At 32.5% G+C, this 14,068-nt stretch carries 16 protein-coding genes; 9 read left to right on the top strand and 7 right to left on the bottom strand.

Annotated elements, in window-relative coordinates; translation table 11 throughout:
* Nucleotides 1-60: 60 nt before the first annotated feature.
* The 7 genes from fbp to Q361_RS01185 all read left to right on the top strand — a co-directional run bounded on the left by fbp (nucleotide 61) and on the right by Q361_RS01185 (nucleotide 5,612).
* Nucleotides 61-1,071 (top strand): class 1 fructose-bisphosphatase, encoded by a 1,011-nt coding sequence (gene fbp, locus Q361_RS01215; protein ID WP_103724881.1) that lies wholly within the window; start codon nucleotides 61-63, stop codon nucleotides 1,069-1,071.
* 74 nt (nucleotides 1,072-1,145) lie between these two features.
* Nucleotides 1,146-1,508 (top strand): fructose 1,6-bisphosphatase, encoded by a 363-nt coding sequence (locus tag Q361_RS01210; protein WP_103724880.1) that lies wholly within the window; start codon nucleotides 1,146-1,148, stop codon nucleotides 1,506-1,508.
* A gap of 6 nt (nucleotides 1,509-1,514) precedes the next feature.
* Nucleotides 1,515-2,312, top strand: coding sequence for a cell envelope biogenesis protein OmpA (locus tag Q361_RS01205; RefSeq protein WP_103724879.1), 798 nt, complete (start codon nucleotides 1,515-1,517; stop codon nucleotides 2,310-2,312).
* A complete protein-coding gene (locus Q361_RS01200) occupies nucleotides 2,305-2,799 on the top strand; it encodes a Rab family GTPase (RefSeq protein ID WP_103724878.1) in 495 nt (164 codons plus the stop codon). Before Q361_RS01205 ends, Q361_RS01200 begins: the two co-directional genes overlap by 8 nt.
* Nucleotides 2,792-3,880: a sensor histidine kinase gene (locus Q361_RS01195; protein WP_103724877.1), complete on the top strand. Its 1,089-nt coding sequence runs from the start codon at nucleotides 2,792-2,794 to the stop codon at nucleotides 3,878-3,880. Before Q361_RS01200 ends, Q361_RS01195 begins: the two co-directional genes overlap by 8 nt.
* A 2-nt stretch (nucleotides 3,881-3,882) precedes the next feature.
* Entirely contained in the window at nucleotides 3,883-4,467 is a 585-nt protein-coding gene (locus Q361_RS01190; protein ID WP_103724876.1) for a HupE/UreJ family protein, read from the top strand.
* Nucleotides 4,467-5,612, top strand: a complete 1,146-nt coding sequence (locus Q361_RS01185) for a sensor histidine kinase (protein ID WP_103724875.1) — start codon at nucleotides 4,467-4,469, stop codon at nucleotides 5,610-5,612. The genes Q361_RS01190 and Q361_RS01185 overlap by 1 nt, the downstream gene beginning before the upstream one ends.
* A gap of 2 nt (nucleotides 5,613-5,614) precedes the next feature.
* Here the strand turns inward: Q361_RS01185 and Q361_RS01180 are convergent, their stop codons facing one another.
* The 7 genes from Q361_RS01180 to Q361_RS01150 all read right to left on the bottom strand — a co-directional run bounded on the left by Q361_RS01180 (nucleotide 5,615) and on the right by Q361_RS01150 (nucleotide 11,376).
* Entirely contained in the window at nucleotides 5,615-6,361 is a 747-nt protein-coding gene (locus Q361_RS01180; RefSeq protein ID WP_169929239.1) for a UDP-2,3-diacylglucosamine diphosphatase, read from the bottom strand.
* A 63-nt stretch (nucleotides 6,362-6,424) separates the two neighbouring features.
* On the bottom strand, nucleotides 6,425-7,741 hold the full coding sequence (gene sufD, locus Q361_RS01175; RefSeq protein WP_103724873.1) for a Fe-S cluster assembly protein SufD: 1,317 nt from the start codon (nucleotides 7,739-7,741) through the stop codon (nucleotides 6,425-6,427).
* A gap of 126 nt (nucleotides 7,742-7,867) precedes the next feature.
* Nucleotides 7,868-8,236 carry a four helix bundle protein gene (locus Q361_RS01170; RefSeq protein WP_103724872.1) on the bottom strand — a complete coding sequence of 123 codons (369 nt, stop codon included), beginning with the start codon at nucleotides 8,234-8,236 and terminating at the stop codon, nucleotides 7,868-7,870.
* 9 nt (nucleotides 8,237-8,245) lie between these two features.
* Complete coding sequence (sufC, locus tag Q361_RS01165; RefSeq protein WP_103724871.1) at nucleotides 8,246-9,010, bottom strand: Fe-S cluster assembly ATPase SufC; 765 nt, start codon at nucleotides 9,008-9,010, stop codon at nucleotides 8,246-8,248.
* A gap of 126 nt (nucleotides 9,011-9,136) precedes the next feature.
* Nucleotides 9,137-10,585, bottom strand: coding sequence for a Fe-S cluster assembly protein SufB (gene sufB, locus Q361_RS01160; RefSeq protein ID WP_103724870.1), 1,449 nt, complete (start codon nucleotides 10,583-10,585; stop codon nucleotides 9,137-9,139).
* Nucleotides 10,586-10,819: 234 nt separating this feature from the next.
* Complete coding sequence (locus tag Q361_RS01155) at nucleotides 10,820-11,017, bottom strand: four helix bundle protein (RefSeq protein ID WP_103724869.1); 198 nt, start codon at nucleotides 11,015-11,017, stop codon at nucleotides 10,820-10,822.
* Between the two features lie 29 nt (nucleotides 11,018-11,046).
* On the bottom strand, nucleotides 11,047-11,376 hold the full coding sequence (locus tag Q361_RS01150; protein ID WP_103724868.1) for a HesB/IscA family protein: 330 nt from the start codon (nucleotides 11,374-11,376) through the stop codon (nucleotides 11,047-11,049).
* A 149-nt stretch (nucleotides 11,377-11,525) separates the two neighbouring features.
* Between Q361_RS01150 and Q361_RS01145 the strand changes: the two genes are divergently transcribed.
* Nucleotides 11,526-12,383 (top strand): MBL fold metallo-hydrolase, encoded by an 858-nt coding sequence (locus Q361_RS01145; protein WP_103724950.1) that lies wholly within the window; start codon nucleotides 11,526-11,528, stop codon nucleotides 12,381-12,383.
* Nucleotides 12,384-12,446: 63 nt separating this feature from the next.
* Nucleotides 12,447-14,045 carry a S8 family peptidase gene (locus Q361_RS01140; RefSeq protein WP_103724867.1) on the top strand — a complete coding sequence of 533 codons (1,599 nt, stop codon included), beginning with the start codon at nucleotides 12,447-12,449 and terminating at the stop codon, nucleotides 14,043-14,045.
* Nucleotides 14,046-14,068: the final 23 nt, after the last annotated feature.

The following is a 14,068-nucleotide window of genomic DNA, read 5'->3' as shown; positions in this document are numbered from 1 at the left end:
TTGGTGTAATCCAATAAAAAAATCGATATTTGCGCACACAACTACAACGTTTTCGTAATCATGGAAGAACGCAACAAAACCTTAGGCGAATTTATTATTGAAAATCAAACTGCATTTCAATACTCATCGGGAGAATTATCTAGAATTATCAACTCTATAAGGCTTGCTGCCAAAGTAGTAAATTACAAAGTAAATAAAGCAGGATTAGTAGATATAGTTGGTGCTGCTGGTGATCAAAACATACAAGGAGAAGACCAACAAAAACTTGATGTTTATGCCAACGAAATTTTTATCCAAACACTTATCAATCGAGAAATTGTTTGCGGAATTGCCTCTGAAGAAAACGATGATTTTATTACTGTGGCCGGTAGCGATAATAGTCATAATAACAAATATGTAGTACTTATGGATCCGCTAGACGGCTCTTCAAATATTGATGTAAACGTTTCTGTTGGAACTATATTTTCTGTTTACCGCCGTGTTACCCCTTTGGGCACACCTGTTACTCTAGAAGATTTTTTACAACCTGGCATAAACCAAGTAGCGGCTGGCTATGTTATTTATGGCACCTCAACCATGCTTGTATATACTACAGGGCATGGCGTAAATGGTTTTACTTTAAATCCTGCTATAGGAACTTTCTATTTATCGCACCCAAATATGCAATATCCTAAAGATGGGAAAATCTATTCTATAAACGAAGGAAATTATGTGCATTTTCCGCAAGGTGTAAAAAATTATATTAAATACTGCCAGCTAGAAGAACAAGATAGACCTTATACTTCTCGCTATATTGGCAGTTTGGTATCAGATATGCATAGAAATATGATTAAAGGTGGTATTTATATTTACCCTACAAGTTCAAAATCGCCCAAAGGAAAATTGCGTTTGTTATACGAATGTAATCCGATGGCATTTATTGCAGAACAAGCAGGCGGAAAAGCTTCTGATGGCTATATGCGTATTATGGAAATACAACCCACAGAACTGCATCAAAGAGTTCCGTTTTTTTGCGGAAGTTACAATATGGTTACCAAAGCCGAAGAATTTATGCAAGAAGCTAAACAATAAAATGTGCAGATTGCGAAGATTTTTGTGTCTGCAAATGTTATTTTGTATCTTTGTAGTTATCAAATTTCTAAAAAATGTCTAAAAATCAACAAAACGATAAAGAAGTTTCTTCGGTAACAAGTTTAGAATCGGCTCAACGCCTTGAGGCTATCAAGAACTTAATTTTTGGAGAAAATATCCAACAAATTGATAACGAGTTTGATACATTAAAAAAACATGTTGAACAGCGCAAAGAAGAACTAGAAAATTTTATTGAAGCCACACGCAAAGAACTTCTTACAACTATAGATAATCTATCTACCGATTTGAATATTCGTATTACAGATGTAGAACAGGCATTTAATGAAAAAACAGCCGAACTTGACCATAAAAAAGTAGACCGAAATTTGTTGGGAACACTTTTGGTTTCACTTGGCGAAAAAATCATGAAAGACTAATTCTACATGAATGATTCTGAAAAATTGCAAAGGCTCAAAGAACTTCTTCTTGATGAGGACAGAGATTTTGCGCAAAAAATTTTGCATAAATTAGAATCGCTAGATCAAACGATACAAACTCCCGAAAAACTTTCAGAAAAAGTAAACCCAATTATAGACAAAAAGCTAGATGTTTTTGTAGAAGAAATTCCAACAAAACTCGGGCCTACTATAGCCGATGCGCTTACCAAATCGCAAGATAAAGTGGTAGAGGCTCTTTTTCCTATTATTGGTAAGATGATTAAAAAATATATTCAACAAGAAATAAATCAGCTTACAGAAAAAATTAATAGTCAAGTACAAGACACTTTTTCGATACAAAAATGGCAACGTAAAATAAAAGCTTTCTTTAGTGGTGTTTCTGAACAAGAAATTATTTTAAGCGAAATAAACAAAGCCAAACTAGAACAAATATTTGTTATAGAAAAAGGATCTGGACTACTTATTGCAAGCGCTTCCAATAGCGAAAGTATAGATGAAGACATGATTGCAGGTATGCTTACAGCGATTAAAAGTTTTGTTGAAGATGCCTTTATAAACGGGCAACAAAGCCTTGAGTCCATACAGTATGAACTCTCGGAAATTTATATTCAAAATTTTACATCGTATTATATAGCGGTTGTTATTTCGGGCGAATTGAATACTAGTGTAAAAAATGAACTAGAAAACAAATTGTTTGATTTTGCTCAAAAAAATCCAATATCAGAAACCACAACTAAAGAAGAATTATCTTTACAATTAAAGACATTATTGGCAAATGAATAATTCCAAAAAAATTGTTCTAATAGGACATTTCGGAGTAGGCAAATCTTCTTTGGTAAGACGCTATGTACAAAACACGTTTACAGATAATTACATGGTTACCATTGGGGTTCATATAGTAAAAAAAGAGATCCAACTTAATCAAAAATCTATTACTCTTATTATTTGGGATATAGAAGGTAAAGACGACATAAAAAAAGTGAGAGCCTCTTATCTTATTGGCACTTCTGGGTTTATATATGTAGTAGATCCCACACGCCCACAAACGTATGAACATATTACTAGCGAAATTAACTTTATTACAACGCAATATCCAAAAGCAAAATATCTAACGGTAGCCAATAAAAGCGATTTAATTGAGCCCGAAGAAATAAAACGTTTGTTTGATTCATTACAAATAAAAATTGATTATTTTGCTAGTGCTAAATCGGGCGACGAAGTATCTTCTGTTTTTGAAAATTTAGCCCAACAATTGCTTGATAATGTTTGAAAAAATTAGAGAAAAATACCTGCTCAATAAAACCCAAATTATAGAAATTGATACTCTGGGCAACATTTTAAATTCTGATAATAGAATTTTTAATCTTTCGGGAGTTGGTCAAATCTACGATTTTCATCCGTTTTTTTATTCTATAGAATCTTTATTGAGCCTCAAAAATTGTGAGCAAATTTTCTATTGTATTCATATAGAACACTTAAATGTTCAAAAAAGTGTTGATGTGTTTTTTACCAATACCGAAAGTGAAAATCCTATACTTATTCTTTACGATTTTACCGAGCATTACACAAATTTTCAGCATATAGCTCAAGAAAAAAACGAAACGGTATTAAACTTTCATTTAGAAGAATTAAAAACCAAACTGCTACAAGCCGAAAAAGAGTTTAAGAATAAATTTATGGCCAATGTTGGTCATGATTTAAAAACACCGCTAGGAGCTTCACTTTGGTTTATAAATATGTTGGAAAAAACAGAATTAACAAACAGTCAAAGAGAAGCCGTATTGTTGCTTAAAGAAACAAATACTTTAATAAAAGGCTTAATAGACGATATACTCGACTTGTCTAAATTAGAATTAGGGAAAATATCTCTAGATGAAAATTGGGAAAATTTATCAGATATTATCAAGCATATTCAAAGTATTATTACACCAAAATCCAACCAAAATGGTTTGCAATTTACTGTTGAATTTGAACAAAATCAGCTTCCTCAATTTATTTATACAGATAAAGTAAGGCTTCAACAAATACTTATCAATTTATTAGACAATAGTATAAAATTTACACGTAAAGGTTATGTGAAACTTTCGGTAAAAAATATAGAAAAACAAAAAGACACCGCACAACTTTTATTTGAAGTAGAAGATACTGGTATAGGAATGAAAATTACCAATAAAAACGATATTTATAATAGTTTTACCAAACTACACAACCAAAAAAACATTGAAGGTTCTGGACTAGGCTTGTCTATTGTTTCCAATTTAATAACTTTGATGCAGGGTGACATACATTATGTAACACAACTAAATCAAGGCACCACTTTTAGTATACTTTTACCTTTTAAAACCAAATAAAAATGAGTGAATTTTGGGTTTTCTTTCAAATAGGATTATATCATGTATTGGATTTACACGGATACGACCATGTTTTGTTTTTAATTGTTTTAACAGCACCGTATACGGCTCAACATTGGAAAAAACTCCTTACTCTAGTAAGCCTCTTTACACTTGGACATACCCTTTCGTTGCTTTTAGCTGTATTTGATTTACTTATTATAAAAAGCAGTATTATTGAAGTTCTCATCTTGGCTACTATTTTGCTTACTGGATTATTCAACTTAATAAATCAAGGAAAAAACACCAAAAACAAACAAGATATATTTATATGGATAAGCACTTTGTTTTTTGGGCTCATTCATGGTTTTGGATTTTCTACCTATTTTAAAGGAATACTCTCTGGAGAAGCTATCGATAAATTACCAAAATTGCTAGAATTTGCTTTGGGTATAGAAGCTGCACAAATAGTAGTTGTTGTTACAGTGCTTATTTTGGCTTTTATTATGCAAACCTTGTTTAAGTTTAACAAACGCGATTTTACACTAACATTGTCATCGTTTGTTATGGGTGTTACCGTTGCACTTTTATTAGAAAAATTTTACTAATGCAATTGTACGAAAAAAGAAATATCATTAGATGGATTATTATTTTGACTTCTTTTTTTATAGTGGTTTTAATAGTATGGAACACCTATGCTTTTTTCAAAATATTTAAAACCGATGAGCGCATTAAAATGCAACATTGGGCAACGGCAACAAAAACAATAGATAAAGCCGATTTGGATAGCGATATTACATTACCTCTAGAAATTATTCAATCGGCCAATATACCCATTATCGTTACCGATAAAGACTCGGTAATAAATACCTTAAATGTAGAAGAGGCTGTACAGAAAAATCCTGCGAAACTCAAGGTAATGTTGGAGCATTTAAAAAGTCAAAACGATCCTATTGTAATGCATGCTGGCGACAATCAAAATTATTTGTTGTATTACGGCGATTCCGATTTATTAAACAAACTAAAATACTACCCTATTGCGCTATTGCTCATCATTATACTATTTGCCGCTGTTGTTTATAATTTTTATACAAGCAATAAAATGGCAACACAAAACAAATTGTGGGCAGGAATGGCAAAAGAAACGGCACATCAAATAGGAACCCCTTTATCATCTCTAATTGGATGGCTCGAAATTATGAAAGCCGAAGAAATAGACGCTGGCATCATTACCGAAATAGAAAAAGATATACAACGATTGCAAACGATTGCCAACAGATTTTCAAAAATTGGTTCGGAACCTTTGCTTGAAAAATATGATATAATTGCAGAAACAAAACAATCTTTTGATTATTTAAAATCTCGATTTTCAAGTCAAATTGAATTTGATTTTGAGAGTCCAAAACACGCTGTATATGCACTTATAAATCCGGAATTACAAAGCTGGACAATAGAAAATCTTATAAAAAATGCTATTGATGCCATGAAAGGTGCTGGTAAATTATCGGTAAAAATTATCGAAGACCATCATACAGTAAAAATTAATGTTTCAGACACTGGAAAAGGTATTCCAAAAAATCAATTTAAACGCGTTTTTGAACCAGGTTTTACTACAAAAAAAAGAGGTTGGGGCTTAGGGTTATCTTTAACAAAAAGAATTGTAGAGTCTTACCATAAAGGCACCGTAAAAGTACTCCATTCTGAAGTTGATAAGGGCACGATTATGCAAATTTGTTATAAAAAATTGGAATAAAATTATTTTTTAAAAGTTTCTAAATCAAATTTTTCTCCATCAAAAACACCATACGTAAAATAACTTACCCAATCTCCTAAATTAATATAAGTTGCGTTTGTACCTACTGCTAAACTCATAGGTAAATGCCTGTGTCCAAAAACAAAGTAATCATAATGCTTGGTTTGTAGTTTTCGCTTGCAATAGTGTACCAACCACTCTTTATCTTCTCCTAAGTATTTTACATCGGCTTCACCCGAAATTAATTTGTTTTTTACCGATAAGTATTGAGCTAGTTTTACGCCTATATCGGGATGTAACCAGCGGTATAACCATTTTGAAAACGGGTGAACAAATACTTTTTTCATACGTTTATAGCCCAAATCTCCTGGCCCTTTTCCGTCGCCATGCCCTATCAAAAAAGTTTTGTTGTAAAATGTAAATTCTTTGTTATCTCTGTAAACAGGAATATTTAATTCTTTTTCAAAATAATCATTCATCCATAAATCATGATTACCTACAAAAAAATAAATAGGTATACCGCTATCTCTTATCTCGGCTAGTTTACCCAAAACACGCACAAAACCTTTTGGAACAACGGTTTGGTATTCAAACCAAAAATCAAATAAATCACCAAGCAAAAATATAGCTTCTGCATCGTGCTTTATGGTATCGAGCCAAGACACAAATAGTTGTTCTCTAGGAAAACTTGCCTCGTGAGTAGGTGCCCCAAGATGTTGATCGGAAGCAAAATATATTTTTGTTTTCAAGAAATGACTAATTTTATTTCAAATATAGAAATTAAAAAAAGATTTAAAAAATATAGTTTGTTTCTACAAATCAAACCCTAAATTAACACCCAATTTATTGGCTATAATTTTGGTAATGCGTTGTTTTAATTCGGCTATTTTAATGCTTTCTATGGCTTCGTTACAAAATGCAAACATTAATAATGCTTTGGCTTCTTGTTTTGGAATACCACGCTGTTGCATATAAAACATTGCGCTTTCGTCTAATTGTCCTATGGTACAACCGTGTGAACATTTTACATCGTCGGCAAAAATTTCTAGTTGGGGTTTCGCATTTACAGTGGCTTTATCGCTTAAAAGTATATTGTTGTTTTGCTGGAATGCGTTGGTTTTTTGAGCTTCTTTATCTACATATATTTTACCATTAAAAACTCCTGTAGCATTATCGTTTACAATACATTTGTAATTTTGATGGCTTTCACAATTAGGTGTAGCATGATGCACAAGTGTGTAATGATCTACGTGTTGTTTATCTCCAATTATTGTAATTCCTTTTAATGTAGAGTCTATTCTTTCGCCAAAATGGTAAAAATTCAAATTGTTTCGCGTCATATTTCCACCAAAAGAAAACGTGTGAACCGATACTCTACTTTCTTGTTTTTGAGAAATATACGTGTTGTCTATTAAATTTGCCGACGGTAAATCATTTTGAATTTTGTAATAATCTACAATGGCTCTTTTTTTGGCAAAAACCTCAGTTACAGCATTGGTTAAAACTGCATTTTCGTGCAACCCTTGATGTCTTTCAATAATTTGAACATGTGCATTTTCACCAACAATAATAAGATTTCTAGGTTGCAACATTAGTGCGTTTTCTATTCCGGTAGAAAAATAGATAATCTCTATAGGTTTTTCTACAATTTTACTTTTTGGAATATTAATATACGCTCCTTCTGTTGCAAAAGCAGTATTGAGTGTGGTTAATGTTTCTTCTTTGCTGGCTATTTTATTATAATATTCGTCAATAACCATTTTATACTTTGGCTTTGTAAGTGCCGAAGACATAAGGCAAACGTCTAAACCCTCGTGTGTTGTAGACGATAAAAACGAACTGAAAATACCATCAATAAAAACTACTTTATAAGTGTCTATTTCGTGTAAAAAGTATTTTTTTACATCTTTAAATTCTACTGCATTTTCGTTTTTTGGGAATACCGTAAAATCGTTTTTTAAAATAGCGTTCAACGACGTGTACTTCCACGCTTCTTCTTTTTTGGTTGGAAAGCCTTTATTTTCAAAGTTTCTAATGGCTAATGTTCGAACATCGTGCAACTGTGATGTTACATCGATTTGTTCTTCAAAAGCCATGAAAGACGATACTAATTTTTCTTTTAAATCCATTTTTTATTGTCTTAAAGTCGAATGTCTAAAGTCGAAAGACCTCAGATTGTCAACTAAATGTTATTTATGAGTCTTTAAATTAAAAGCCTTATCGTATCGAGAATAATCCCTTTATGACTTTAGGCTTTATGACTTTAGACTCAAGTATTTAATAAAACCACTTAACAATCTTGAAATTTCTGTAACAGATTCTAAAAGTTGTTCAAATTCTTCTCTTGTAATATATTCTAAATCAAAAGCTAAATATAATTGAGACCTAACTTCACCGGCAGATGCTTTTGCTACATAAAGAAAATAAATAAATTCTTTATCTGTGTTTCTTTCGAATCCTTCTGCAATATTTGATGAAATTGAAAGTGAAGCTCGTCTAATTTGCTTAACAAAATCATAGTCTTTTTTAAAATTTGAATTTTCAGTAATTTGATAAATTTGTTTATTAAATACTCTTGATTTTTGCCAAGAATTAATTTCTTCAAACGTACTGAACTTTCCCATCTTTCGCCTTTAAGACTTTTGACTTTCGACTACTTCACTTTTAATCCAATCGTATCCTTTTTCTTCAAGCTCTAAAGCCAATTCTTTTGTGCCCGATTTTACAATTTTACCGTCCATTAAAACGTGTACAAAATCGGGAATAATGTAATCTAACAAACGTTGGTAGTGCGTGATTACAAGTACTGCATTGTTTTCGTTTTTCAGTTTATTTACACCATTGGCAACAATTCGTAACGCATCGATATCCAAGCCAGAATCGGTTTCATCTAGTATTGCTATTTTGGGTTCGAGCATCGCCATTTGAAAAATTTCGTTACGTTTTTTTTCTCCACCCGAAAAACCTTCGTTTAATGAACGAGATAAAAACTTACGATCCATTTCCAATAACTCTGATTTTTCACGAATTAATTTTAGCATTTCATTCGCAGGCATTTCGTCTTGTCCGTTAGCTTTACGCTTTTCGTTAATAGCTGTTTTGATGAAATTGGTTACCGAAACACCTGGTATTTCTACTGGATATTGAAACGATAGAAAAACGCCTTTGTGTGCTCTTTCTTCGGGTGCTAGTTCAGACAAATCTTCGCCGTCTAAAATAATTTCACCTTCCGAAACTTCGTAGTTTTCATTTCCAGCAATTATGGAAGAAAGTGTTGATTTTCCGGCGCCATTTGGTCCCATTATAGCATGAACTTCTCCTTCTTTTATCTCAAGATTAATTCCTTTTAATATTTCTTTGTCTTCAACTGAAGCGTGTAGGTTTTTTATTGATAACATGTTTTTATTTTATTTCAAGTTTCAAGTTGATAAAAAGTATTCTTGAAACATTTCTATTAAATTTATTTTATATTCGATTATGTTTTTTTGTTCAGGCATACCTTGAAACCTGAAACTTTAAACAAATTAACCAACAGAACCTTCCAATGAAATTTCCAACAGTTTTTGTGCTTCAACAGCAAATTCCATTGGTAATTTATTCAAAACTTCTTTACTAAAACCGTTTACAATTAATGCAATAGCTTTCTCCGTTGGAATTCCTCTTTGATTGCAATAAAACACTTGGTCTTCTCCTATTTTTGAAGTCGTTGCTTCGTGTTCAATTTTTGCACTAGTATTTTTACTTTCTATATATGGAAAGGTATGAGCACCACAATTATTACCCATTAATAAAGAATCGCATTGCGAAAAATTACGTGCATTTTCAGCTCTTGCTCCTATTTGTACCAAACCACGATAGCTATTTTGCGATTTCCCTGCCGAAATTCCTTTTGAAATAATAGTCGATTTGGTGTTTTTTCCCAAGTGAATCATTTTCGTTCCGGTATCGGCTTGCTGGAAATTATTGGTAACGGCAATCGAATAAAATTCACCTATTGAATTATCTCCTTTTAATACACACGAAGGGTATTTCCAGGTTACGGCTGAGCCAGTCTCTACTTGTGTCCAAGAAATTTTAGCATTCTTTTCGCACAAACCTCTTTTGGTTACGAAGTTAAAAACACCACCTTTACCTTCTTTGTTTCCGGGATACCAGTTTTGAACAGTAGAATATTTAATTTCTGCATCGTCTAGAGCGATTAACTCTACAACGGCAGCGTGTAATTGGTTTTCATCGCGACTTGGAGCAGTACAACCTTCTAGGTAAGACACGTAACTGCCTTGGTCTGCAATAACCAAGGTTCTTTCAAATTGCCCTGTTCCACCTTGATTAATACGAAAATAAGTAGATAATTCCATTGGGCATTTTACACCTTTTGGAATATAACAAAAACTACCATCTGAAAATACAGCCGAATTTAAGGCCGCATAAAAATTATCGGTTCTAGGTACTACCGTACCCAAATATTTCTGAACTAATTCGGGATATTCTTTTATAGCTTCAGAAATACTCATAAAAATAATTCCCTTTTCTGCTAATGTTTTTTTGAATGTAGTGGCTACAGATACTGAATCTACAACGATATCCATGGCTACACCTGCTAGTTTTTTTTGTTCATCGAGAGAAATTCCGAGTTTTTTAAAGGTTTCCAGCAATTCTGGATCTACCTCATCTAAACTTGCATATTTGTCTTTCTTTTTGGGTGCAGAATAATAGGATACTGCTTGAAAATCGGGTTTCTCGTAATGAACATTGGCCCATTCTGGTTCTTCCATATTTTGCCAAATACGAAAAGCTTCAAGTCGCCATTCGGTCATCCAATGGGGCTCATTTTTCTTTTGCGAAATGGCACGTACAATATCTTCATTTAAACCCGCCGGAAATGTTTCCGATTCTATATCGGTATAAAAACCGTATTCATATTCTTTATTTTCAAGTTCGACTTTTAGATCGTCTTCTGTATATTTTGCCATTTATTTAATTTAAAGATTGAAAAATTTAAAGATTAAATAATTCCTTAACTCTTAAAATATTTATTTTGTTTCCAATTTTCAATTCAAGTATTTAATAAAATTGAAAATATTTTGCGAAATTTCAATACTCATGTTGTAACAGATTTAAATATTTTCTTCTTCACACAAACCTAACTCTTTTGATAATATCAACATATTTCTAACTTCTGCACAACTTCCTTTTGAATATTGCAATTATCTAATAAACTGCTTATTATTGTTATATTCCGAACCTTCAGCAATATTATTTGTAATCGATATTACTGCTCTTTTCATTTGGTCTTTAAATCCAAATTCTTTGTCAAAATTTTTATCGCTTAATAATTTGAAGACCTTCTTTGTTAAAAAAATAGACTTTTTATAAACCTCAAATTCTTCAAACGTTTTAGTCATAATCTTTAAATTTTTCAATCTTTAAATGATTATAACGAAAATGATTCTCCACACCCGCAGGTACGCTGTGCATTGGGGTTGTTAAACACAAATCCTTTTCCGTTCAATCCGCCAGAATATTCCAAAATAGTTCCCGCTAAGTACAAAAACGATTTTTTTTCAACAGCTATTTTTACCTCGTTATCTTCAAAAACTTTATCGTTTTCAGTAAGCTCTTTATCAAACTTAAGTTCATACGATAATCCCGAACAACCACCGCTTTTTACACCTACACGAACGTAATCTTGTGTGGCATCAAAACCTTCTTCTTTCATCATTTCGATGATTTTTTTGCTTGCAGATTCCGAAACTTTAATCATGCTTATTTTGATTTTGTCTAAATTAATGGCAAAGATAGTACATTTATGCTTTTTTACTAAAAATGAATTGATTTTTATAACTTATTGAGATATAGTTTTTGTTTATGCTATTTTTTGTAATTTGGCGCAAACAGAAAACAAGTATTTTTATGAAAATATATCCTATTGAAGCAGGCAATTTTAAGCTTGACGGTGGAGCTATGTTTGGCGTAGTGCCCAAAGCCATTTGGAACAAAACAAACCCTGCAGATGCTAACAATTTAATAGATATTGCTGCACGCTGTATGCTTATAGAACATGGCAATCGCCTTATTTTGATTGATACAGGAATGGGCAATAAACAGTCGGAAAAATTTTATAGTTATTACTCTTTGTGGGGCGATCATTCGCTAGAAAAATCGTTGGCAAAACATGGCTTTCATAGAGATGATGTTACCGATGTATTTATGACGCATTTACATTTTGATCATTGCGGCGGAAGTGTAATTTGGAATAAAGACAAAACAGGTTTTGAAGTTGGTTTTAAAAATGCAACATTCTGGACAAACGAAAATCATTGGCGTTGGGCAACCGAGCCCAATTCGAGAGAAAAAGCTTCTTTTTTGCATGAAAACATCATACCTATGCAAGAAAGTGGTCAATTAAAATTTATTGATAGACCTAATACCGATTTTGGTTTTTCAAATGAATTAGGTTTTGATATTTTGTATGTAGACGGACATACCGAAAAACAAATGTTGCCTCACATAAAATACCAAAACAAAACCATTGTTTTTTGTGCAGATTTATTGGCAACTGCTGGGCATATTCCTATTCCGTATGTAATGGGTTATGATACTCGTCCATTATTAACGATGGATGAAAAAGCAAAATTTATGAACGCAGCTGCAACCAATAATTATTATTTGTGGCTTGAACACGATGCTCATAATCAAATTATTACTGTTGAAAACACCGAAAAAGGTGTGCGGTTGAAAGAGGTTTTTTCGTGCCAAGATATTTTATAAAATCTTGTAACTTTTTGGCACAAAAATATACTAACTACATTATTAAAAATTAAAAGTAAACGAATGAAATTAATAAAACCTATAACCATTACGGCTATTGCAGCCTTGGCACTTGTAAGTTGTAAGAGTGCTGTAGCACCCATTTTGAGTACAAATCCGGCTAATATTGATAAAAATCCAACAAAAACAACCCCAATAAAAGAGGAAGATTTAAAAAGATGGAGTCATTTAGACCTTGCCAAAGATACTATCCCTGGAATGAGTGTAGATAAAGCCTACAAAGAATTAGTAAAAGGGAAAAAAAGTACAAAAATAATTGTAGGGATTATAGATTCTGGTGTTGATATTGACCATGAAGATTTAAAAGGACATATTTGGAAAAACACCAAAGAAATTGCTGGTAACAAAAAAGATGATGACGGAAATGGATACATAGATGATGTATACGGATGGAATTTTCTTGGAGAAGCTACAAACGAAAATTTAGAGCTTACTCGTATTGTAAAAAAAGGCGATGATGGTTCGGAAACTTATAAAAAAGCCAAAGCAGAACTTGATACTAAATTGGCCGAAATGAACCAATATAAACCACAAATGGATATGATAGACAAAGCCGACAAAGCTATCAAAGCACATTTGAAAAAAGACACCTATACACTAGACGATTTGAAAAAAATCACAACTACAGACACCTCATTAAATCAAAGCAAAATGATAATGATGAGTGTCGCTACACAAGTTGGTCCTAATTTTCAAGAAGAATTAAAAGGGCAAATAGAATATGTATACGGACAACTCAACTACAACTTAAATGTAAATTTTGATGGTCGTAAAGTTGTAGGCGATAACCCTTATGATATAAACGATAAAAAATATGGAAACGGAAATGTAAAAGGTCCTAATGTAGAAGATACCGAACACGGTACACATGTAGCTGGAATTGTTGCTCAATTGAGAGGAAACAAAAAAGGTGGCGATGGTGTGGTAGCCAATAATGTTGAAATAATGGCTGTTCGTGCTGTTCCAAACGGTGATGAATACGATAAAGATATCGCTCTTGCTATACGTTATGCTGTAGATAATGGCGCTAAAGTAATTAATGGTAGTTTTGGTAAAGACTATTCGCCCAACAAACAATGGGTTTTTGATGCTATAAAATATGCTGCTAGCAAAGATGTTCTTTTTGTACATGCTGCCGGAAACGATGGTAAAGATGTTGATGCAGAACCAAACTTTCCTACAGATGAAGTTTCTGGAACAGAAATAGCAGACAATGTACTTACTATTGGCGCATTAAACCCAGAATACGGCTCTAAAATTGTTGCTAATTTTTCGAACTACGGACAAAAAAATGTAGATGTTTTTGCGCCTGGCGTTAAAATATATGCTACTGTTCCAAACAATAAATACAAATTTTTACAAGGAACATCTATGGCTGCACCAAATGCTGCTGGTGTTGCAGCATTAATTCGTTCATACTATCCAAACTTAACCGCTAGTCAAGTAAAACATATCCTTATGGATTCTGGTACACCTATTTTAACAACAGTAGCCGTAGGTGAACAAGCACAATCTAAACCGTTTGCCGAAACTTGCGTATCTGGAAAAATAATAAATGCTTACAATGCACTGCTTATGGCAGAACAAATGTCTAAAAAATAATTTTTTATTTTATTAACAACCAC

This window comes from Flavobacterium croceum DSM 17960 (assembly GCF_002917885.1).
Classification (GTDB): Bacteria; Bacteroidota; Bacteroidia; order Flavobacteriales; family Flavobacteriaceae; genus Flavobacterium; species Flavobacterium croceum.
Note: the sequence above shows the minus strand (reverse complement) of the source record. Positions and strands in the feature narration are given on the sequence as shown.

What these genes read in the sequence shown, in the direction of transcription:
- fbp (WP_103724881.1), top strand. Translation starts at nt 61, where the DNA reads ATGGAAGAACGCAACAAAACCTTAGGCGAATTTATTATTGAAAATCAA.
- Q361_RS01210 (WP_103724880.1), top strand. Translation starts at nt 1,146, where the DNA reads ATGTCTAAAAATCAACAAAACGATAAAGAAGTTTCTTCGGTAACAAGT.
- Q361_RS01205 (WP_103724879.1), top strand. Translation starts at nt 1,515, where the DNA reads ATGAATGATTCTGAAAAATTGCAAAGGCTCAAAGAACTTCTTCTTGAT.
- Q361_RS01200 (WP_103724878.1), top strand. Translation starts at nt 2,305, where the DNA reads ATGAATAATTCCAAAAAAATTGTTCTAATAGGACATTTCGGAGTAGGC.
- Q361_RS01195 (WP_103724877.1), top strand. Translation starts at nt 2,792, where the DNA reads ATGTTTGAAAAAATTAGAGAAAAATACCTGCTCAATAAAACCCAAATT.
- Q361_RS01190 (WP_103724876.1), top strand. Translation starts at nt 3,883, where the DNA reads ATGAGTGAATTTTGGGTTTTCTTTCAAATAGGATTATATCATGTATTG.
- Q361_RS01185 (WP_103724875.1), top strand. Translation starts at nt 4,467, where the DNA reads ATGCAATTGTACGAAAAAAGAAATATCATTAGATGGATTATTATTTTG.
- sufD (WP_103724873.1), bottom strand. Translation starts at nt 7,741, where the DNA reads ATGGATTTAAAAGAAAAATTAGTATCGTCTTTCATGGCTTTTGAAGAA.
- Q361_RS01170 (WP_103724872.1), bottom strand. Translation starts at nt 8,236, where the DNA reads ATGGGAAAGTTCAGTACGTTTGAAGAAATTAATTCTTGGCAAAAATCA.
- sufC (WP_103724871.1), bottom strand. Translation starts at nt 9,010, where the DNA reads ATGTTATCAATAAAAAACCTACACGCTTCAGTTGAAGACAAAGAAATA.
- sufB (WP_103724870.1), bottom strand. Translation starts at nt 10,585, where the DNA reads ATGGCAAAATATACAGAAGACGATCTAAAAGTCGAACTTGAAAATAAA.
- Q361_RS01155 (WP_103724869.1), bottom strand. Translation starts at nt 11,017, where the DNA reads ATGACTAAAACGTTTGAAGAATTTGAGGTTTATAAAAAGTCTATTTTT.
- Q361_RS01150 (WP_103724868.1), bottom strand. Translation starts at nt 11,376, where the DNA reads ATGATTAAAGTTTCGGAATCTGCAAGCAAAAAAATCATCGAAATGATG.
- Q361_RS01145 (WP_103724950.1), top strand. Translation starts at nt 11,526, where the DNA reads ATGAAAATATATCCTATTGAAGCAGGCAATTTTAAGCTTGACGGTGGA.
- Q361_RS01140 (WP_103724867.1), top strand. Translation starts at nt 12,447, where the DNA reads ATGAAATTAATAAAACCTATAACCATTACGGCTATTGCAGCCTTGGCA.